Annotated in this window: 14 protein-coding genes; 9 read left to right on the top strand and 5 right to left on the bottom strand. The window is 69.0% G+C overall.

Annotated elements, in window-relative coordinates; genetic code table 11:
- The 4 genes from AC3WG5_RS17890 to AC3WG5_RS17905 form a co-directional block, all read left to right on the top strand.
- The coding region (locus tag AC3WG5_RS17890; RefSeq protein ID WP_492569985.1) for an MdtA/MuxA family multidrug efflux RND transporter periplasmic adaptor subunit at positions 1 to 1,251 on the top strand (1,251 nt) is incomplete at its 5' end.
- Positions 1,248 to 4,340: an MdtB/MuxB family multidrug efflux RND transporter permease subunit gene (locus AC3WG5_RS17895; protein WP_492569987.1), complete on the top strand. Its 3,093-nt coding sequence runs from the start codon at positions 1,248 to 1,250 to the stop codon at positions 4,338 to 4,340. The genes AC3WG5_RS17890 and AC3WG5_RS17895, both read left to right, overlap by 4 nt.
- Positions 4,337 to 7,441, top strand: a complete 3,105-nt coding sequence (locus tag AC3WG5_RS17900) for a multidrug efflux RND transporter permease subunit (RefSeq protein ID WP_492569989.1) — start codon at positions 4,337 to 4,339, stop codon at positions 7,439 to 7,441. The genes AC3WG5_RS17895 and AC3WG5_RS17900 overlap by 4 nt, the downstream gene beginning before the upstream one ends.
- Complete coding sequence (locus AC3WG5_RS17905; RefSeq protein ID WP_014085515.1) at positions 7,442 to 8,845, top strand: efflux transporter outer membrane subunit; 1,404 nt, start codon at positions 7,442 to 7,444, stop codon at positions 8,843 to 8,845. It begins immediately after the preceding gene.
- Here the strand turns inward: AC3WG5_RS17905 and AC3WG5_RS17910 are convergent.
- On the bottom strand, positions 8,796 to 10,127 hold the full coding sequence (locus tag AC3WG5_RS17910) for an ATP-binding protein (RefSeq protein ID WP_492569991.1): 1,332 nt from the start codon (positions 10,125 to 10,127) through the stop codon (positions 8,796 to 8,798). The genes AC3WG5_RS17905 and AC3WG5_RS17910 overlap by 50 nt on opposite strands.
- Positions 10,128 to 10,137: 10 nt before the next feature.
- Positions 10,138 to 10,863, bottom strand: a complete 726-nt coding sequence (ompR, locus tag AC3WG5_RS17915) for an osmolarity response regulator transcription factor OmpR (protein ID WP_008954572.1) — start codon at positions 10,861 to 10,863, stop codon at positions 10,138 to 10,140.
- Positions 10,864 to 11,031: 168 nt separating this feature from the next.
- Between ompR and AC3WG5_RS17920 the strand changes: the two genes are divergently transcribed.
- The 3 genes from AC3WG5_RS17920 to AC3WG5_RS17930 all read left to right on the top strand — a co-directional run bounded on the left by AC3WG5_RS17920 (position 11,032) and on the right by AC3WG5_RS17930 (position 12,261).
- On the top strand, positions 11,032 to 11,259 hold the full coding sequence (locus AC3WG5_RS17920; protein WP_294866431.1) for a hypothetical protein: 228 nt from the start codon (positions 11,032 to 11,034) through the stop codon (positions 11,257 to 11,259).
- A gap of 63 nt (positions 11,260 to 11,322) precedes the next feature.
- Entirely contained in the window at positions 11,323 to 11,709 is a 387-nt protein-coding gene (locus tag AC3WG5_RS17925) for a hypothetical protein (protein ID WP_492569994.1), read from the top strand.
- Positions 11,710 to 11,814: 105 nt separating this feature from the next.
- Positions 11,815 to 12,261, top strand: coding sequence for a hypothetical protein (locus AC3WG5_RS17930; protein WP_492569996.1), 447 nt, complete (start codon positions 11,815 to 11,817; stop codon positions 12,259 to 12,261).
- 102 nt (positions 12,262 to 12,363) lie between these two features.
- Here the strand turns inward: AC3WG5_RS17930 and AC3WG5_RS17935 are convergent, their stop codons facing one another.
- Positions 12,364 to 13,338 carry a quinone oxidoreductase family protein gene (locus AC3WG5_RS17935; RefSeq protein ID WP_492569998.1) on the bottom strand — a complete coding sequence of 325 codons (975 nt, stop codon included), beginning with the start codon at positions 13,336 to 13,338 and terminating at the stop codon, positions 12,364 to 12,366.
- A gap of 112 nt (positions 13,339 to 13,450) precedes the next feature.
- Entirely contained in the window at positions 13,451 to 14,044 is a 594-nt protein-coding gene (locus AC3WG5_RS17940) for a YqiA/YcfP family alpha/beta fold hydrolase (RefSeq protein ID WP_492570000.1), read from the bottom strand.
- Positions 14,045 to 14,424: 380 nt separating this feature from the next.
- Between AC3WG5_RS17940 and AC3WG5_RS17945 the strand changes: the two genes are divergently transcribed.
- Positions 14,425 to 14,940 carry an acyloxyacyl hydrolase gene (locus AC3WG5_RS17945; RefSeq protein WP_482583624.1) on the top strand — a complete coding sequence of 172 codons (516 nt, stop codon included), beginning with the start codon at positions 14,425 to 14,427 and terminating at the stop codon, positions 14,938 to 14,940.
- A gap of 162 nt (positions 14,941 to 15,102) precedes the next feature.
- Here the strand turns inward: AC3WG5_RS17945 and AC3WG5_RS17950 are convergent, their stop codons facing one another.
- Positions 15,103 to 15,870 carry a substrate-binding periplasmic protein gene (locus tag AC3WG5_RS17950; protein WP_492570002.1) on the bottom strand — a complete coding sequence of 256 codons (768 nt, stop codon included), beginning with the start codon at positions 15,868 to 15,870 and terminating at the stop codon, positions 15,103 to 15,105.
- Positions 15,871 to 15,982: 112 nt separating this feature from the next.
- On the opposite strand from AC3WG5_RS17950, the gene metH reads away from it, so the two are divergent.
- On the top strand, positions 15,983 to 19,702 hold the full coding sequence (gene metH, locus AC3WG5_RS17955) for a methionine synthase (RefSeq protein WP_492570016.1): 3,720 nt from the start codon (positions 15,983 to 15,985) through the stop codon (positions 19,700 to 19,702).
- The last annotated feature ends 70 nt before the right edge of the window (positions 19,703 to 19,772 follow it).

The following is a 19,772-nucleotide window of genomic DNA, read 5'->3' on the forward strand; positions in this document are numbered from 1 at the left end:
CCCCCGTCTTCTCCCTCTTCCCCCCGCCCGCGTCGCCGCCTGCTGTGGCTGGCGCTGTTCGGCCTGGTCGTGGCCGGGGCGGTCGGCTGGCAGCGCTGGCACGCCGCGTCCGGTGCGGACAAGGCGGCGGTGCAGAAACGGGGCGAGCGCGGGCCGCAGACGGTGACGGTGGCGACGGTGCGGCGCGGTGAACTCAAGGTCTATCTGACCGCCCTGGGTACGGTGACGCCGAGCGAGACGGTGACGGTGAAGAGCCGCGTCGACGGCCAGCTGATGCGCGTGCTGTTCACCGAGGGCCAGCTGGTCAAGTCCGGCCAGCTCCTGGCCGAGATCGACCCGCGCCCGTTCGAGGCGGCGCTGGCGCAGGCCGAGGGGCAGCAGCTGCGTGACAGCGCGCAGCTGAAGAACGCCGAGATCGACCTGGCGCGCTACCAGTCGCTGCTGGCGGAGAATTCCATCGCGCGTCAGCAGGTGGATACCCAGGCGGCGCTGGTGCAGCAGTTCCGCGGCACGGTCAAGGTCGACCAGGGCGTGGTCGACAACGCCCGCCTGCAGCTGTCGTACAGCCATATCACGGCGCCGCTGGCGGGGCGCGTCGGGCTGCGCCGCGTCGACGCCGGCAACATGATCACCGCCAACGACGCCAACGGCCTGGTGGTGATCACCCAGACCCAGCCCAGCCACGTGGTGTTCGCGCTGCCCGAGGCGCACTTGAGCACGGTGATGAAGCCGTACCTGGCCGGGCAGGCGCTGTCGGTCGAGGCGTGGGACCGCGGCGGCAAGCTGCTGGCGCAGGGCAAGCTGGAGACGCTGGACAACCAGATGGACAGCACCACCGGCACGGTCAAGCTCAAGGCGCGTTTCGCCAACGCCGACAACGTGCTGTTCCCCAACCAGTTCATCAACGTCAAGCTGCTCACCGAGGTGCGCCGCGACGCGGTGCTGATCCCGGAGGCGGCGCTGCAGCGCGGCAAGGACGGCCCCTTTGTCTACCTGGTGCAGCCGGACAACCGCGTCGCGTTGCGCCCGGTGGTGCCGGGGCCGGCCGACGCCGGCCAGCTGGCGGTGGAGCAGGGCCTGGCGCCGGGTGAGCGCGTGGCGCTCGACGGTCTCGACCGGCTGCGCGCCGGCAGCCAGGTCAAGCCGCGCGCCCTGAACGACGCGGGTGCCACGGCGCCGGCCGGCGGCGGCAAGCGCCGTGGCAAGCACGCGGCCTCGGCGCCGGCGGCGCAGGGACAGGCCAAGCAATGAACCCGTCCCGTCCCTTCATCCTGCGGCCGATCGCCACCACGCTGTGCATGCTGGCGCTGGTGCTGACCGGCTGGGTGGCGTACAAGCTGCTGCCGGTGTCGGCGCTGCCGCAGGTGGATTACCCCACCATCCAGGTGGTGACGCTCTACCCGGGCGCGAGCCCGGAGGTGATGGGGGCGATGGTATCCTCGCCGCTGGAGCGCCAGTTCGGCCAGATGCCGGGGCTGAGCCAGATGCGCACCAGCAGTTCCGGCGGCGCCTCGGTGATCACGCTGCAGTTCACGCTCGACATCGCGCTCGACGAGGCCGAGCAGGAAGTGCAGGCGGCGATCAACGCCGCCAGCTCGCTGCTGCCGGCCGACCTGCCGTCGCCGCCGATCTACAATAAGGTCAACCCGGCCGACAGCCCGATCGTGTCGCTCGCCATCACCTCGCCGACGCTGACCTTGCCCAAGCTGGAAGACCTGGTCGACACGCGCCTGGCGCAGAAGCTGTCGCAACTCTCCGGGGTGGGGCTGGTGAGCCTGAGCGGTGGCCAGCGCCCGGCGGTGCGCATCCGCGCCGACGCGCGCGCGCTGGCGGCCAACGGCCTGACCCTGGCCGATCTGCGCAGCGCCATCGGCAGCGCCAACGTGAAACAGTCCAAGGGCGGCTTCGACGGCCCGCTGCAGGCCTCCAGCATCGACGCCAACGACCAGCTCGCCTCGTCCGACGACTACCGCCGCCTGGTGCTGGCGTACAAGAACGGCGCGCCGCTGCGCCTGTCCGATGTGGCCTCGGTGGTGGACGAGGTGGAGAACCGCCGCCTCGGCGCCTGGGCCAACCGCAGCCCGGCGATCATCGTCGACATCCGCCGCCAGCCCGGCGCCAACGTGATCGAGGTGGTGGACCGCATCAAGACGCTGCTGCCGCAGCTCAAGGCGACGCTGCCGGGCTCGGTCGACGTCACCCTGCTCAGCGACCGCACCGACGGCATCCGCGCCGCGGTGCACGACGTCGAGTTCGAGCTGATGCTGGCGGTGGCGCTGGTGGTGATGGTGATCTTCCTGTTCCTGCGCAACGTGCCGGCCACGCTCATCCCCGGCGTGACGGTGCCGCTGTCGCTGGTGGGCACCTTCGGCGTGATGTACCTGGCGGGTTTCAGCCTCAACAACCTGACGCTGATGGCCTTGACCATCGCCACCGGCTTCGTGGTGGACGACGCCATCGTGATGATCGAGAACATCGCGCGCTACATCGAGGAGGGCGACTCGCCGCTGCAGGCCGCGCTCAAGGGCTCGGCGCAGATCGGCTTCACCATCATCTCGCTGACCTTCTCGCTGATCGCGGTGCTGATCCCGCTGCTGTTCATGGGCGACGTGGTGGGGCGCTTGTTCCGCGAGTTCGCCGTCACGCTGGCGGTGTCGATCCTGCTGTCGGCGGCGATCTCGCTGTCGCTGACGCCGATGATGTGCGCGCGCCTGTTGAAGCACGTGCCGGAGGAGAAGCAGGGGCGCTTCTACCACGCCAGCGGCGCCTTCATCGACGGCATGATCGCGCGCTACGGCCGCGCCCTGGAGTGGGTGCTGGAGCACCAGCCGCTGACGCTGCTGGTGGCGCTGGGCACGCTGGTGCTGACCGCCGCGCTGTACCTGGTGGTGCCCAAGGGCTTCTTCCCGCTGCAGGACACCGGTGCCATCCAGGCGGTGACCGAGGCGCCGCAGTCGGTGTCGTTCGCCGCCATGGCCGAGCGCCAGCAGCGCCTGGCCGCGGTGCTGCTGCACGACCCGGCGGTGGCGAGCCTGTCGTCCATCGTCGGCGTCGACGGCAGCAACGCCACGCTCAACAGCGGGCGCCTGCAGATCAACCTCAAGCCGCACGGCGAGCGCGACGACGTGTCCACGGTGGCGGCGCGGCTGCAGCAGAGCGCGGCGCAGGTGCCCGGCATCGCGCTCTACCTGCAGCCGGCGCAGGACCTCACTATCGAGACCACGCCCAGCCGCACCCAGTACCAGTTCGCGCTCGACAGCGCCAACGCCGCCGAGCTGGCGCAGTGGGTGCCGCGCCTCCTGGACGCGCTGCGCCAGCGCCCGGAGCTGGCGGACGTCGCCAGCGACCAGCAGGAGCAGGGCCTGCAGGCGTATATCGAGATCGACCGCGACAGCGCGGCGCGCCTCGGCGTCAGCGCCGCGGCGGTGGACAACGCGCTGTACGACGCCTTCGGCCAACGTCTGATCTCGACCATCTTCACCCAGACCAACCAGTACCGCGTGGTGCTGGAATCGGGCGGGGCCGCCGGCAAGGGCCTGGCCGCGCTCGACGATCTCTACCTGACCAGCAGCGGCGGCACCCCGGTGCCGCTGAAGAGCGTGGTGAAGGTGAGCGAGCGGCTGGCGCCGCTGGTGCTCAACCGCCTCGACCAGTTCCCCACCGCCACGCTGTCGTTCAACCTCGCCCCCGGCGTGTCGCTGGGCAGCGCGGTGGCGGCGGTGCGCGAGGCGGAGCATGAGATCGGCCTGCCCGCCAGCGTCGAGACTCGCTTCCAGGGCGCCGCCGCGGCGTTCCAGAGCTCGCTCTCCAACACCCTGTGGCTGATCCTGGCGGCGGTGGTGACGATGTACATCGTGCTGGGGGTGCTGTACGAGAGCTACATCCACCCGGTCACCATCCTCTCCACGCTGCCGTCGGCGGCGATCGGCGCGCTGTTGGCGCTGCTGGTGTCGGGCTCCTCGCTCGACGTGATCGCGGTGATCGGCATCATCCTGCTGATCGGCATCGTCAAGAAGAACGCGATCATGATGATCGACTTCGCGCTGGAGGCCGAACGCAAGCAGAAGCTGAGCCCGCGCGAGGCGATCTTCCAGGCCTGCCTGCTGCGTTTCCGCCCGATCCTGATGACCACGCTGGCGGCGCTGTTGGGCGCGCTGCCGCTGATGCTGGGCTCCGGCGCCGGCTCCGAGCTGCGCCACCCGCTCGGCATCACGCTGGTGGGCGGGCTGCTGTTGAGCCAGCTGTTGACGCTGTTCACCACGCCGGTGATCTACCTCGCCTTCGACCGCCTGGCGCGGCGCTGGCGCAAGGCGCCGGCGGCGCAGGGTGACGCGGCATGATCCCGTCCGCGCCGTTCATCCGGCGCCCGGTCGCCACCGTGCTGTTGACGCTGGCGATCGCGCTGGCCGGGCTGCTGGCGTTCGGGCTGTTGCCGGTGGCGTCGCTGCCGCAGGTGGATTTCCCCACCATCCAGGTGCAGGCGCAGCTGGCCGGCGCCAGCCCGGAAACCATGGCGGCCACGGTGGCGACGCCGCTGGAGCGCACCCTGGGGCGCATCGCCGGGGTCAACGAGATCACCTCGACCAGCTCGCAGGGCAGCACCCGCATTGTGCTGCAGTTCGACCTCAACCGCGACAGCAACGGCGCCGCCAAGGACGTGCAGGGCGCCATCAACGCCGCGCTCGCCAACCTGCCCAGCGCGCTGTCCGGCACGCCGACCTACCGCAAGGTCAACCCGTCCGAGGCGCCGGTGCTGATCCTGACGCTGACCTCGGACACCCTGACCAAGGGCCGGCTGTACGACATCGCCTCCACCGTGCTGGCGCAGAAGCTGTCGCAGGTGGACGGCATCGGCCAGGTCACGGTCGGCGGCGGGGCGCTGCCGGCGGTGCGCGTGGCGCTCGATCCCACCGCGCTGTCGCGCCACGGCGTCAGCTTCGACGCGGTGCGCCGGGCGATCCAGAACTACACCCTGAAGCTGCCCTTGGGGGTGCTGGAGGACGCCGGCCGGCAGTGGCAGCTCGCCAGCAACGACCAGCTCAACCGCGCCGCCGACTACCGCGGCCTGATCGTGCACTACCAGGACGGCGCCGCGCTGCGCCTGGCCGACGTCGCCACGGTGAGCGATTCGGTGCAGGACGTGCGCAACGCCGGCCTCGCCAACGGCAAGCCGGCCATCGTGCTGCTGCTGTTCCGCGCCCCCGGTGCCAACGTCATCGACACCGTGGAGCGCGTGCGCGCGCTGATGCCGCAGCTCTCCGCCTCGGTGCCGCAGACCGCCACGCTGATGGTGACGCAGGACCGCACCTCGACCATCCGCGCCTCGCTGCGCGACGTCGAGCGCACCCTGGTCACGGCGGTGGCGCTGGTGGTGCTGGTGGTGTTCCTGTTCCTCAAGAGCGGGCGCGCCACGCTGGTGCCGGCGATCACCGTGCCGGTGTCGCTGATCGGCACCTTCGGCGTGATGTACCTGGCCGGCTTCAGCCTCAACAACCTGTCGCTGATGGCGCTCACCATCGCCACCGGCTTCGTGGTGGACGACACCATCGTGGTGCTGGAGAACATCGCGCGCCATATCGAGAACGGCATGACGCCGCGCGCGGCGGCGTTCCGCGGCGCGCGCGAGGTGGGCTTCACGGTGCTGGCGATGAGCCTGTCGCTGATCGCGGTCTTCATCCCGATCCTGCTGATGGGCGACATCGTCGGCCGGCTGTTCCGCGAGTTCGCGCTGACGCTGTCGGCGGCGATCCTGGTGTCGCTGGTGGTGTCGCTCACCACCGCGCCGATGCTGTGCTCGCGCTGGCTGCGTCCACGGCCGCCGCGGCCGGCGGCGCCGAGCCGCTTCGCGCGCTGGCGCGCGCAGTGGTTCGAACGCCTGGTGGCCGGCTACCGCCGCTCGCTGGCGTGGTCGCTCGACCACCACCTGCTGATGCTGCTGCTGCTGGTCGCCACCGTGGCGGCCAACGTCGCGCTCTACGTCGCGGTGCCCAAGGGCTTCTTCCCGCAGCAGGACACCGGACGCCTGATCGGCAACATCCGCGCCGACCAGAGCATCTCGTTCCAGGCCATGCGCGACAAGCTGCAGCGCTTCGTCGACGTGGTGCGGCGCGACCCGGCGGTGGCCAGCGTGGTCGGCTTCACCGGCGGCGGCGCGCGCAACAGCGCCAACGTTTTCGTCGGACTCAAGCCGCGCAGCGAGCGCCAGGAGAGCGCCGACCAGGTGATCGCGCGGCTGCGCAAGCAGCTGTCGCGCGAGCCGGGCGCCACCTTGTTCCTGCAGGCGGCGCAGGAGCTGCGCATCGGCGGACGGCAGAGCAACGCCCAGTACCAGTACACGCTGCAGGGCGACGACCTGGCCCAGCTGCGCGCCTGGGAGCCGCGCGTGCGCCAGGCGCTGGTGCGGCTGCCCGGGCTCGCCGACGTCAACACCGACCAGCAGGACCGCGGCCTGCAGACCACGCTGCTGTTCGACCGCGACACCCTGGCGCGCCTCGGCCTGACCCAGAACGACGCCGACAGCGCGCTCGGCAACGCCTTCGGCCAACGTCAGATCGCCACGCTGTACAATCCGCTCAACCAGTACAAGGTGGTGCTGGAGGCGGCCCCGGCCTACCTCGAGCGCCCCGAGTCGCTGCGCGATATCTATTTGATCACGCCGCAGAGCCAGCCGGTGCCGCTCGCCACGGTGAGCCGGGTGCAGCCCGACAACACCCCGCTGGCGGTCAACCACCAGGGCCAGTTCGCCGCCACCACGGTGTCGTTCAACCTCGACCCCGGGGTGTCGATCGGCGCGGCGCGCGCCGCCATCGACGGCGCCGTCAACCGGCTCGGCCTGCCCGGCTCGCTGGTGGGCAGTTTTCAGGGCAGCGCGCGCGCCTTCCAGGCCTCGCTCGACAGCCAGCCCTGGCTGATCCTGGCGGCGCTGGCGGCGGTGTACATCGTGCTGGGCATCCTCTACGAAAGCGCCATCCACCCCATCACCATCCTCTCCACGCTGCCCTCGGCCGGGGTCGGCGCCATCCTGGCGCTGCAACTGTCCGGCGGCGAGCTGAACGTGGTGGCGATGATCGGCGTGCTGCTGCTGATCGGCATCGTCAAGAAGAACGCCATCATGCTGATCGACTTCGCGCTCGCGGCCGAGCGCAAGCAGGGGCTGGCGCCGCGCGAGGCCATCCTCGAGGCCGGCGTGCTACGTTTCCGCCCCATCCTGATGACCACCATGGCGGCGCTGTTGGGCGCGCTGCCGCTGGCGCTGGGGCACGGCGAGGGCGCCGAGCTGCGCCAGCCGCTCGGCATCTCGGTGGTGGGCGGACTGATCGTCAGCCAGCTGCTGACCTTGTACACCACCCCGGTGGTGTACCTGTACATGGACCGCCTGCGGCGGTGGAGCGGGCGCCGGGAGCGCCGCTCCGCGCCGGCGCAGGCGCAGGAGAACGGGTAAATGAAGACAAGCAAGCGCCATGCGCTGTGGCCGCTGGCGGCGTTGCTGTTGGGCGGCTGCGCGGTGGGACCGAACTACCAGCGCCCCAGCGTGGCGGTGCCGGAGGCGTACCAGGAAGCCAAGGACTGGAAACCGGCGACCCCGGCCGACCACCTGCCGCGCGCGGCATGGTGGCAGGACTTTGCCGACGCCCAGCTCGACAGCCTGCAGCAGCAGCTGCAGCAACATAACCAGACGCTGCGTGCCGCCGAGGCCAGCTACCGCCAGGCCCAGGCGCTGCTGCAGCAGGCGCAGGCCGGCTACAGCCCGAGCGTCACGGCCGGCGTCTCGGCCAGCCGCGGCCGCGCCGGCGGCGACAGCGCCATCGCCAACAGCTACCGCGCCGACCTGAGCGCGGCCTGGGAGCTCGACCTGTGGGGACGGGTGCGGCGCACCGTGGAAGCCGGCCGCGCCAGCGCCGAGGCCAGCGCGGCCGACCTGGAGTCGGTGCGGCTGAGCGCCCAGGCGCAGCTCGCCAGCGCCTACTTCAAGCTCTACGTCGCCGACCGCACGCTACGGCTCCTGGAAGAGCAGGTGGCGGCCTATCGCCAGCAGCTGCAGATCACGCGCAACCGTTACCGCCAGGGCGTGGTATCGCGCGCCGACGTGGTGCAGGCCGAGACCCAGCTCAAGAGCACCGAGGTCAGCCTGCTCGACAAGCGCGTGACGCGGCGCCAGCTGGAGCACGCCATCGCCGTGCTGCTGGGCCGCCCGCCGGCCGGCTTCACGCTGGCCGAGCGCAAGCAGCCGCCGGCGCTGCCGCTGCTGCCGGCCGGGCTGCCGTCGCAGCTGTTGGAGCGGCGCCCCGACATCGCCGCCGCCGAGCGCCGCGTCGCCGCCGCCAACGCCGCCATCGGCGTCGCCAAGGCCGGCTACTTCCCGAGCCTGACGCTGGCCGCCAGCGGCGGCTACGCCGGCGCCAGCCTGGCCGACTGGTTCAGCCTGCCGGCGCGCTTTTGGTCGCTCGGGCCGCAACTGGCGGCGACGCTGTTCGACGGCGGCCTGACCCGCGCCAAGACCGCCGAGGCCACCGCCGCCTACGACGCCAGCGTCGCCAACTACCGCCAGACCGTGCTGCAGGGCTTCCAGGAAGTGGAGGACTCGCTCACCGCGATCCGCCTGCTCGACCAGCAGGCGGCGTTGCAGGTGGAAACGCTGGCCGCCGCGCGCGAGGCCGAGACCATCGCGCGCAACCAGTACCAGGCCGGGCTGGTGAGTTATCTGGATGTCGTCACGGTGCAGAGCACGCGCCTGTCCGCCGAGCAGAACGGGCTCGCCATCCTCGCCAGCCAGCTCGCGGCGCGGGTGGCGCTGATCAAGGCGCTGGGAGGAGGGTGGCAGGCGTCGCCGCCTGCGGCAGGGTGATGCGCACGCGGAAGCCGCCCTCCGGGGCGTCTTCCAGGAACAACGCGCCGCCGTGCTGCTTGACGATGCGCGCCACGATGGCGAGCCCCAGGCCGCTGCCGCCGTCGGTGCCGCGGTGTTCGGCCAACCTTTCGAACGGCGCCAGCGCGTTCTCGCGCTGCGCCGGGGCGATGCCGCTGCCCCGGTCGCTCACCGTCAGCGTCACCGTGGTGGCGTCGGCGTCCACCCCCACCCGCACCGGCGGGCGGCCGTAGCGCCGCGCGTTCTCGATCAGGTTGGTGAGTAGGCGCTCCAGCGCCAGCGCATCGGCCTCGATTTCCGGCTCGGCGCCGCGCCGCAGCCCCACCTCCATGCCCTCGCGGCGGAAGCGCGCCACCACGCTGGCGGCCAGTTCCGCCAGCGCCACCGGCTCGCGCCGGCTGGTCTCCTCGCTGCGCGCGAAGTCGACGAACTGGCGCACGATGCGCGACAGCTCGTCGATGTCGGCCAGCATGTCGTCCTTGTCCTGGCTGTTCTGCTGCAGCTCCACCGTCAACTTGAGCCGGGTCAGCGGCGTGCGCAGGTCGTGCGACAGCCCGGCCAGCATCAGCCGCCGCTCGCGCGCCGCGTCGTCCAGCGCCTCGGCCATGCGGTTGAAGCGCTTGGCCAGCACGCGCACCTCGCTCGGGCCGGAGGGCGGCACCGGCTCCGGCTTGTAGCCGCTCTCCAACTGGCGCGCCGCGTGCGCCAGATCGGTGAGCGGGCGCGTGACGCGCCAGGCCAGCACTGAGGCGGCCAGGATCGCCAACAGCGAGAACAGCAGGCCGCCCAGCAGCACCGGCGACACCGACGGCGGGATGTAGCGTCCCACCGGCATCACCAGCCAGTAGCGCTGGCCGATCACCTGCACGTCGAGCCAGATCTCCTGGCGCTCGGTCTGTTGTGCCCACAGTACCGTCACCGGCTCGTTCATGCCGAGCGACAAGCGTTCTTGCAGCGATTGCCCCAGCGAGGGAAGACTGGTCAGGAAGCGCTGGTCCTGGCGCGAGGCGGCCGGCAGCAGACGCGGGAAGCCGGGGCGGTTGTAGGCGATGAGGAAGTCCACCCGTTGCAGCGGGGTGAGATTGTCGAGCGCCCCCTCCAGGTCGGCCAGGGTATCGATCACCTGGGCGTAGAGCTGGTCGGCCAGCAGATGCTCGCGCTGGCGCGCGCTCATCCACAGCGTGAAGGCCTGGCTGGCCAGCACCACCAGCACCACCAGCAAGGCGAGACGGAAGAACAGCGAGCCGAGCAGACGGCGCAACGCGTGCTCCTTATTCTCGTGGCGCGCCGTCGGGCACGAACACGTAACCGTAGCCCCACACCGTCTGGATGTAGCGCGGGCCACCTTCATCGGTGTCGAGCGCGCGGCGCAGGCGCGAGATGTGCACGTCGATGCTGCGGTCGAGCGATTCGCCGTTGCCCTTGCCCAGTGCCATCTCCATCAGCTGCTCGCGCGTCATCGGTCGGCGCGGGTGGCTCGCCAGCACCGCCAGCACCGCGTACTCGGCGCTGGTCAGCGTCACCACCTTGTCCTGGTGGGTCAGCTCGCGCCGCCCGAGGTGCAGCGTGAACGGCCCGAACTCGATGGCGTCGCCCTCCTCGTGGCGTGCCGCCAGCGCCGGCGTGGCGTTGTGGCGGCGCAGCACCGACTGGATGCGCGCCACCAGCTCGCGCGGGTTGAACGGCTTGGGCAGGTAGTCGTCGGCGCCCATCTCGAGGCCGAGGATGCGGTCGATGTCCTCGCCGCGCGCGGTGAGCATGATCACCGGCACCATCTCGCCCTGCGCGCGCAGCCGGCGCACCACCGCCAGCCCGTCCTCGCCCGGCATCATCACGTCGAGCACCATCAGGTCGGGGCGGTTGCGCGCCAGCTTGCGCTGCAGTTCGCGCGCGTCCGGCAGCGTGTCCACGGTGTAGCCCTGCTGGCCGAGGTAGCGCACCAGGAGGTCGCGTAGTTTGGCGTCGTCGTCGACGACCAGGATTTTGCTGTTTTCCATAATGCCAAGAGTAGCGTGTCGCGGTAGCGGGTGTCAGCCCGGAAAGTAAACAGATTTTACATCGTGCCGCCGGCTTCAAACTCGTTAACACTTGGCGCGGATTTGCACACGGTTCGGCAACACCCGCCCCCTACACTGGCAGCATCCCCTCGCTGTCAGGAGTTCCCCATGATCCGCACTACCGTTCCGCTCGTGCTGCTGGCCATGCTCGGCGGTGGCGCCCTGGGCCTCTGGGTCGGTGCCCCGCAGCCGTCAGCGGCTACCCCGTTCTCCCCCTCCGCGCTGTCCCGCACGCCGGTGCAGCAGCAGCGCCCCGCGCTCGCCCCCCCGAGCCGGGAGCGCTATCCGGAACTCGGCTGGCGCGCCAACCAGCGGCCGTTCGAGGCCGACGTTTGAACCCTGCCGATATCGTGCATGCGACGGATGGCAGGTCCGCTTGGCACAGGATAGAATGAAAGCATGAAACATCGCGTCTTCGCCGGTTTGGCGGCTTGTCTCGTTCTGGTTCTGGCGCCGCCGGCGTTGGCCGGCCGGCATGGGCCTCCCGGTGGCGGGATGGACGGCGGCGGTTTCTCGCCGCCGGGCTGGATGCAGGCCGGCCGGGGCCAGGATGGCCAAGGCCAGGACGGCGACATGCGGCGGCTGCGCGAGCTGCGCCTCAAGGAAGCCATTCGCAATGGCGACCTGAGCCGCGAAGAAGCCCGCCAGCAGCGCCCGGCGCCGCGCGAATACTGGCCGTTTGCGCCAGGCAACTCGGCCGGGGAAGGCCCGGGTGCTCCGGATAACAAGAGACGCTACTGGCGCGACAAGCGGCGACAAGCCAACGAACGCGACCGTGGCGATTGACAGCCTGCAACCGCAGGGCAAGGGGGCAACGCAGCGTGGAGGCCGTGGAGGCCCGCGCTGCACATGACCACCGCCTGAAGGAAGTCGGCTTCACAAGGGGGATGGATGCTGCGGCGACAGATGCTGGCCATGGGGGTGATGGCGCTGTTGTCAGGCTGGCCGATGACGGGCTGGTCGGCGGAGCCGTTGGCGCTTTCCTGTAGCCAGAGCATCGCCCCGCAGCGCTGCGAACTGATGCGCTTGGGCCAGTTGTCGTGTTCCGACCTGCCGCTCGAGCACCAGCGTGAATGCGAGCAGCTGTTCACCCCGCCCCTCAACTGCTTCCGCAGCCGCGACCCCCGTGCCTGCCAGGCCCTGCAGCAGGCGCAGCAGGCCTGCGATTCACAGCGCGGCGAGGCGCGCCGGGTGTGCATCCGCGAGCGCCTGCCGGCACCGGACTGCACCCATACTGCCGCGCCCGAGCGTTGTCGCCAGCGGGCGGAGGCGGAACAGGCCTGCAGCGAACGCTACGGCGCGGACTACCGCGAGTGCGTCGCCAAGGCGATGCGCTGACCCATTCCGCGAGAAATACAAAAAAGTGGCCGACCCCGTGCGGGCGTCGGCCACTTTTTTTGCCCAAGAGCCTGAACAGGCGCTACAGCAAACGGCGCGCGGTTACGGCAGCAGGATCAGCGAACCGGTGGTGCGGCGCCCTTCCAGGTCGCGGTGCGCCTGGGCCGCGTCGGCCAGGGCGTAGCGGTGCGACGGGGCAACCTGCACCGCGCCGGCCCGCACCCGCTCGAACAGCGCGTTGGCCGATTCCTCTAGCTCGGCGCGGCTGGTGGTGTAGTCGCCCAGGCGGGGGCGGGTGAAGTACAGCGAGCCCTTCTGCGCCAACAGCAGCGGGGCGAACGACGGCACCGCGCCGGAGGCGTTGCCGAAGCTGACGAACATGCCGCGCGGCGCCAGGCAGTTCAGCGAGATTTCGAAGGTATCCTTGCCTACCGAGTCGTACACCACCGGCACGCCCTGTCCGGCGGTGATCTCGCGCACCCGCTCCACCACGTTCTCGGTACTGTAGTTGATGACGTCGGCGCAGCCCAGCTCGCGCGCCCGCTGCGCCTTGGCGTCCGAGCCCACCGTGCCGATCACGTTGACGCCGAGCGAACTCAGCCACTGCACCGCGATCTGCCCGACGCCGCCGGCGGCGGCGTGCCACAGTACGGTCTGGCCCGGCTGCACCGGGTAGGTGCGACGAATCAGGTACTCCACGGTCATGCCCTGCAGCATCATGCAGGCCGCCTGTTCGTCGCCGATCTCGTCCGGCAGCTTCACCAGCACCGCCGCCGGGATCAGGCGCTCGCCGCTGTAGGCACCGAGCGGGCCGCCGCAGTAGGCGACCCGGTCGCCCACCCGCACCTGCTCGACGCCGGCGCCCACCGCCTCGACCACCCCGGCCGCCTCGGTGCCGAGCCCGGACGGCAGGCTGGCCGGGTAGAGCCCGCTGCGCACGTAGGTGTCGATGAAGTTGACGCCGATGGCGCTATGGCGCAGCCGCACTTCGCCCGGTCCGGGCGCGCCCACTTCCACGGTTTCGGTCTGCAGCACCTCGGGTCCACCGGTCTGGTAAAAGCGGATGGCAAGCGTCATGTCGGGTCTCCTCAAGCGATGTCGGTCTAGCTCGGCATAGTGTCGCGGCGGCGCCGGCCGCGCAATGGCCGTGGCAGAACAGGCTGTTTCGCGCAGCGAACAGCGGGCGGCGTTACGTCTCGTCCACCCGTTCCCTGCGCTCGTCGCCCGCCCACGCCAGCACCCCCGGCAGGCATTCCGGCCAGCGGGCCAGGCGGTGATCGTCGCCAAAGAACACGGTCTGGCGCGCACCGCGGTAGTGGCGCACCGCCTCGCGCCAGTCCAGCACCTCGTCGGCGGTGCCCAGCACCAGCCAGTAGCGCTCCGCGTTGGGCCGCTCCACGGCGAGCCGGCGCAGCGCCGTCAGGTCGGCCTCGCCGAGCGTGTACTGCTCGCCGGTATAGGGGTTGGTCTGTGGCCCGATATAGGCGGCCAGCGAGCGGTCGGGGCGTACCGCCGGGTTGATCAGCACCGCGCGCAGCCCCAGCGCCTCGGCCAGCCAGCTGGCGTAGAACCCCCCCAGCGAACTGCCGATCAGCAGCGTGTCCGCCGGCAGCCTCTGCAGCAGCGCCGTGGCGGCGGCGATGGCATCGGCCGGGTGTGGCGGCAGGCGTGGGCAGTGAAACGTTTCGGCCAACCCGCACTGGTCGAGAAAGGCCGCGGTTTCTTGCGCCTTGGCCGAGTGTTCGCTGGAATTGAAACCGTGCAGATAGACGATGTGTGGCATGGCTGACCTGAGAACGTGTTTACGATCTTGCTGCGCATCCCTGATCGGGGCTCATGTGCACTGCGTGTGAATCTATCACTGAGCCAATCACTGCGTACCAATCTTCGATTGGCTCAGCGAGAGATTGGCACGCAGTGATTCGCTCAGCGATCAGGAAGCCTCATGTACTCTAGTACATTCCGGTTCCTGCGCTGCTCTTCACCCCGCTGAGGGCTGCTCGCGACAGATCGTGAACAGGTTCTGTAAGCGAGGTTGGTGAAAGGGGCGGGGCCGGCATGGAAGGCGGATGAGCGCATCGCCTTGTGCATGACATGCGGACCACTATACTTTTTTTAACTGGCCTTTGTCCGTCACCGGTCTGCCGTCAAAGGATGCCGATAATGAAAACAAGTACCATCGTCGCCGGCTTGCTGTTCACCGTTGCCCTGATGCCTGCCGCCCAGGCGCTTGATCTGTCGCTGTCGCTGGGGAAAAGCGGGGAGGGGTCCGATTATTACCGCCTGGGCCTGCAGCAGGACTTCACCCAGAGCTGGTGGAACAGCCCCACCGGCCGCCTCACCGGCTACTGGGACGTCGGCCTGACCCACTGGGCCGGCGACCAGGCCGCCAGCAACCAGACGCTGTCGTTCTCGCCGGTGCTGGTCTACGAATTCAGCAACAGCGACATCCGTCCCTTCGTCGAGGCCGGCATCGGCCTTGCCGCGTTCCGCCATACCCAGATCGAGGATCACCAGTTGGGCAGCGCGCTGCAGCTCGAGGACCGCATCGGCATCGGCCTGCGTTTCGGCGCCCACCACGCCCTCGGCCTGCGCGCCATCCATTACTCCAACGCCGGACTCAAGCAGCCCAACGACGGCATCGAAGCCTATTCGCTGTACTATCAGCTACGTTACTGAGAACCTGTTTACGATCTGCTGCGCGTCGGCGATACGGCGTTAAAAACGTCTTCGGAAGGCTCATTTACCACGTGGAAACGCCGCTTCCTCAGCCGTTTTTGCCTTGTCTCGCTCTAGCTCGCGAGATCGTAAACAGGCTCTGAGGGCGTGTCCGGGTGGTGTTCAATTGGCCTGCCACTGATAGGCCTTGAGAATGGTCTTGAGCTTGCCGCTCTTGTGCAGCCGGGCGATGGCCTGGTTCAGCTCGGTCACGCTGTAGCGGCTGGCCGGGGCCACCGCGCACATGGTCGGCATGGTGGACACCACCACCGGCAGCATCTCCAGCTTGCGCGCCTCGAACGGGTAGCTGCGCGCCCAGTAGGCGAATTCCAGTTCGGAATGGATGGCGACGTCGATCAGTTTCTTCTGCAGCGATTTCATCAACAGCTCGATGCGCGCTTCGTCCACGCGCGTGGCCTGGCCGCTGGCCCACAGCGCCTCCACCGCCGGATAGTGGTAACCGCGCGTGGTGCCGATGCGCTTGCCCGCCAGTTCGTCCAGATGCCGCAGCGGGTGGTTCGATCTGAGCGCGATCAGCCGTTCCACCTGCGGGTACAGCTCCTGGGTCCAGCCCAAGCGGCTGGCGTTGCCGTACCACAAGGGGTTGGCGTTGCAGTGGATGTCGACCTTGTTGGCCTCGATGTTCTGTTCCACCCGCTTGCGCGACACCACGATGAACTGTGGCGTGGTGCCCAGTTCTTCCGCCAGCGCCGTCCCCAGTTCCTTGTACAGGCCGCCCACCAGCCCCTGCTGCGGATCGCTGGCCAGCTCGACGATGGGCGGGCCGTCCGAATCCGACACGCCGATGCGTAATACCGCTGCCGCCTGCGCGGACAGTCCCCCCCCTAAGGCCAGCACCATCGCCAGCACCGGTTTATGCGCCCTGAACATAAGCTTCTGCTCTCTTCTTCTTAAAGGTTGGCGGGTTCGGTACGGACAGCATGGTAAGATGCCAGACCGATGACGCCACCTTCCCGTTTTAGACGATAACCACTTGTTTGCCATGACGATCGCCACCAACCCCACCCTATACGATCACCTGTCGCGCCGTATCCTGATTCTGGACGGTGGCATGGGCACCATGATCCAGCGCCACCAGCTCACCGAACAGGACTACCGCGGCGAACGTTTTGCGGACTGGCGTTGCGACGTCAAGGGCAACAACGACCTCTTGGTGCTGACCCAGCCCGGCATCATCGGCGGCATCCACCAGGCCTACCTCGATGCCGGCGCCGACATCGTCGAGACCAACACCTTCAACGCCACCTCGATCGCCATGGCCGACTACGAGATGGAAGCGCTGGTGTGGGAGATCAACCACGCCGCGGCGCGTCTGGTGAAGGAGCTGTGCGTCGCCGAAACAGCGAAGAACCCGGCCAAGCCGCGCTACTGCGCCGGCGTGCTGGGGCCGACCAACCGTACCTGTTCGATCAGCCCGGACGTCAACGACCCGGGCTACCGCAACGTCACCTTCGACGCCCTGGTCGAGAGCTACACCGAGGCCATCGACGGCCTGGTCAAGGGCGGCGCCGACCTGCTGCTGGTCGAAACCATCTTCGACACGCTCAACGCCAAGGCGGCGGTGTTCGCCATCCACAAGTATTTCGACGAGCACCCGGAGGCGACCCGGCTGCCGATCATGGTGTCCGGCACCATCACCGACCAGTCCGGCCGTACCCTGACCGGTCAGACGACAGAGGCATTTTACAACTCACTTTCGCATGCCGATGCAATTTCTTTTGGCCTGAATTGTGCGCTGGGGCCGGACCTGCTGCGTCCCTACGTCGAGGAAATGGCGCGCATCTCGTCCACCTTCGTTTCGGTGCACGCCAACGCCGGCCTGCCCAACGCCTTCGGCGGCTATGACCTGTCGCCGGCGGACATGGCGGTCAACGTCAGGGAGTGGGCCGAATCGGGCCTGATCAACATCGTCGGCGGCTGCTGCGGCACCACGCCGGAGCACATCGCGGCGATCTGCCAGGCGGTGCAGGACCTGCCGCCGCGCGCGCTGCCGGCGCTCGAGCCCAAGTGCCGCCTGTCCGGCCTCGAGCCGTTCAACATCGGCGACAGCGACCTGTTCGTCAACGTCGGCGAGCGCACCAACGTGACCGGCTCGAAGGCGTTCGCGCGCCTGATCCTCAACGGCGACTACGCCACCGCGCTCGACGTGGCGCGCCAGCAGGTGGAAAACGGCGCGCAGATCATCGACATCAACATGGACGAGGGCATGCTGGACGCCCACGCCGCGATGGTGCGCTTCCTCAACCTGATCGCTGCCGAGCCGGACATCGCGCGCGTGCCGATCATGATCGACAGCTCCAAGTGGGAGGTGATCGAGGCCGGCCTGAAGTGCATCCAGGGCAAGGGCATCGTCAACTCGATCTCGATGAAGGAAGGCGTCGACAAGTTCGTCGAGCAGGCGCGCCTGATCCGCCGCTACGGCGCGGCGGTGATCGTGATGGCGTTCGACGAGGCCGGCCAGGCCGACACCTACGCGCGCAAGGTCGAGATCTGCGAGAAGAGCTACCGCATCCTGGTGGACGAGGTGGGTTTCCCGCCGGAAGACATCATCTTCGACCCCAACATCTTCGCCGTCGCCACCGGCATCGAGGAACACGCGCGCTACGGCCTCGACTTCATCGAGGCCACCGGCTGGATCAAGCAGAACCTGCCGCACGCCAAGATTTCCGGCGGCGTGTCCAACGTGTCGTTCTCGTTCCGCGGCAACAACAAGGTGCGCGAGGCGATCCACGCCGTGTTCCTGTACCACGCCATCAAGCGCGGCATGACCATGGGCATCGTCAACGCCGGCGCGCTGGAGGTGTACGACGAGGTCGACCCGGTGCTGCGCGAGCGCATCGAGGATGTGGTGCTGATGCAGGGCGACGACAGCATGGCCGCCACCGAGGCGCTGATCACGTTGGCCGAAAGCTTCCGCGGCGACGCCAAAGAGGCCAAGGGCGAAGACCTGGCGTGGCGCAGCCTGCCGGTGGAGAAGCGCCTGGAACACGCCCTGATCAAGGGCATCACCACCTATATCGTCGAAGATACCGAAGAAGTCCGCCTCAAGTGCGAGCGCCCGATCCACGTCATCGAAGGCCCGCTGATGGACGGCATGAACGTGGTCGGCGACCTGTTCGGCGCCGGCAAGATGTTCCTGCCGCAGGTGGTGAAATCCGCGCGCGTGATGAAGGCCGCCGTGGCGCACCTCGAGCCGTTCATCGAGGAAGAGAAGATCGCCATGGGCCTGCAGGACGCGCCGGCCAAGGGCGTGATCATCATGGCCACGGTCAAGGGCGACGTGCACGACATCGGCAAGAACATCGTCGGCGTGGTGCTGCGCTGCAACAACTACAAGGTGATCGACCTGGGCGTGATGGTGCCGTGCCAGAAGATTCTGGACGCGGCGATCGAGCACAAGGCCGACATCATCGGCCTGTCCGGCCTGATCACCCCGTCGCTGGAAGAAATGAGCCACGTGGCCAAGGAAATGCAGCGCCAGGGCTTTACCATTCCGCTGCTGATCGGCGGCGCCACCACCAGCCGCGTGCACACCGCGGTGAAGATCGCCCCCAACTACCACGGCCCGGTGATCTACGTGCCGGACGCCAGCCGCGCCGTCGGCGTGTGCTCCAACCTGCTGTCCGACACCCTGCGCGACGTGTTCGTCGAGGAGGTCGCCGCCGACTACGCCAAGGCGCGCGCCATCTTCGAGGGCCGCGGTGAGGCCAAGCTGCTGCCGATTGCCGAAGCCCGCGAGCAGCGTCACCAGATCGACTGGGCGAACTACACCCCGCCCAAGCCGTCCTGGCTCGGCGTGCGCCGCTTCGAGCACTACGACCTGGCCGAGATCGCCCGCTGCATCGACTGGACGCCGTTCTTCCAGAGCTGGGAGCTGGCCGGCCGCTACCCGGCCATCCTGTCCGACGAGGTGGTGGGCGAATCGGCGCGCGCGCTGTGGGCCGACGCCCAGGCCATGCTGAAGCAGATCATCGACGAGAAATGGCTCACCGCCAACGCCGTGATCGGGCTGTTCCCGGCCGCCAGCGTCGGCCACGACGACATCGAGATCTACCACCCCGACAGCGGCGAGCGGCTGATGACCTGGGTCGGCCTGCGCCAGCAGATCGTCAAGACCGACAAGGACGGCAACAGGAACCCGGACTGGTGCCTGGCCGACTTCATCGCGCCCAAGGACAGCGGCGTTGAGGACTACATCGGCGCCTTCGCGGTGACCGGCGGCCTCGGCATCGACCCGCACGTGGCGCGCTTCGAAGCCGCCAACGACGATTACTCCGCGATCCTGCTCAAGGCGCTGGCCGACCGCTTCGCCGAGGCCTTCGCCGAGCTGATGCACCAGCGTGTGCGCACCGAGTTCTGGGGCTACGCACCGCACGAGCAGCTCGACAACGAGGCGTTGATCGACGAGAAGTACCAGGGCATCCGCCCGGCGCCGGGCTACCCGGCCTGCCCGGACCATACCGTGAAGAAGGAGTTGTTCGAGCTCTTGGACGCCCCGGCCATCGGCATGACGCTGACCGAAGGCTACGCCATGCTGCCGACCGCGGCGGTGTCGGGCTTCTACTTCAGCCACCCCGACTCGCGCTACTTCGGTGTCGGCAAAGTGAGCCGCGACCAGGTGGAGAGCTACGCCCAGCGCCGCGGCGTCAGCGTGGAGCAGGCCGAGCGCGATCTGGCGTCGAATTTGGGGTACAACGCCTGAACCTTACCGCCCATCGTGGCGATGCGCCGCCGTGATGCCAAGCCGGGACGTGTCCGGCTCAACAGAAACC

This window comes from Pseudogulbenkiania sp. FW507-F1, assembly GCF_058781125.1.

Excerpts from the sequence above, each read along its gene's own strand:
- AC3WG5_RS17895 (WP_492569987.1), top strand. The coding sequence starts at position 1,248 with ATGAACCCGTCCCGTCCCTTCATCCTGCGGCCGATCGCCACCACGCTG.
- AC3WG5_RS17900 (WP_492569989.1), top strand. The coding sequence starts at position 4,337 with ATGATCCCGTCCGCGCCGTTCATCCGGCGCCCGGTCGCCACCGTGCTG.
- AC3WG5_RS17905 (WP_014085515.1), top strand. The coding sequence starts at position 7,442 with ATGAAGACAAGCAAGCGCCATGCGCTGTGGCCGCTGGCGGCGTTGCTG.
- ompR (WP_008954572.1), bottom strand. The coding sequence starts at position 10,863 with ATGGAAAACAGCAAAATCCTGGTCGTCGACGACGACGCCAAACTACGC.
- AC3WG5_RS17920 (WP_294866431.1), top strand. The coding sequence starts at position 11,032 with ATGATCCGCACTACCGTTCCGCTCGTGCTGCTGGCCATGCTCGGCGGT.
- AC3WG5_RS17925 (WP_492569994.1), top strand. The coding sequence starts at position 11,323 with ATGAAACATCGCGTCTTCGCCGGTTTGGCGGCTTGTCTCGTTCTGGTT.
- AC3WG5_RS17930 (WP_492569996.1), top strand. The coding sequence starts at position 11,815 with ATGCTGCGGCGACAGATGCTGGCCATGGGGGTGATGGCGCTGTTGTCA.
- AC3WG5_RS17935 (WP_492569998.1), bottom strand. The coding sequence starts at position 13,338 with ATGACGCTTGCCATCCGCTTTTACCAGACCGGTGGACCCGAGGTGCTG.
- AC3WG5_RS17940 (WP_492570000.1), bottom strand. The coding sequence starts at position 14,044 with ATGCCACACATCGTCTATCTGCACGGTTTCAATTCCAGCGAACACTCG.
- AC3WG5_RS17945 (WP_482583624.1), top strand. The coding sequence starts at position 14,425 with ATGAAAACAAGTACCATCGTCGCCGGCTTGCTGTTCACCGTTGCCCTG.
- AC3WG5_RS17950 (WP_492570002.1), bottom strand. The coding sequence starts at position 15,870 with ATGTTCAGGGCGCATAAACCGGTGCTGGCGATGGTGCTGGCCTTAGGG.
- metH (WP_492570016.1), top strand. The coding sequence starts at position 15,983 with ATGACGATCGCCACCAACCCCACCCTATACGATCACCTGTCGCGCCGT.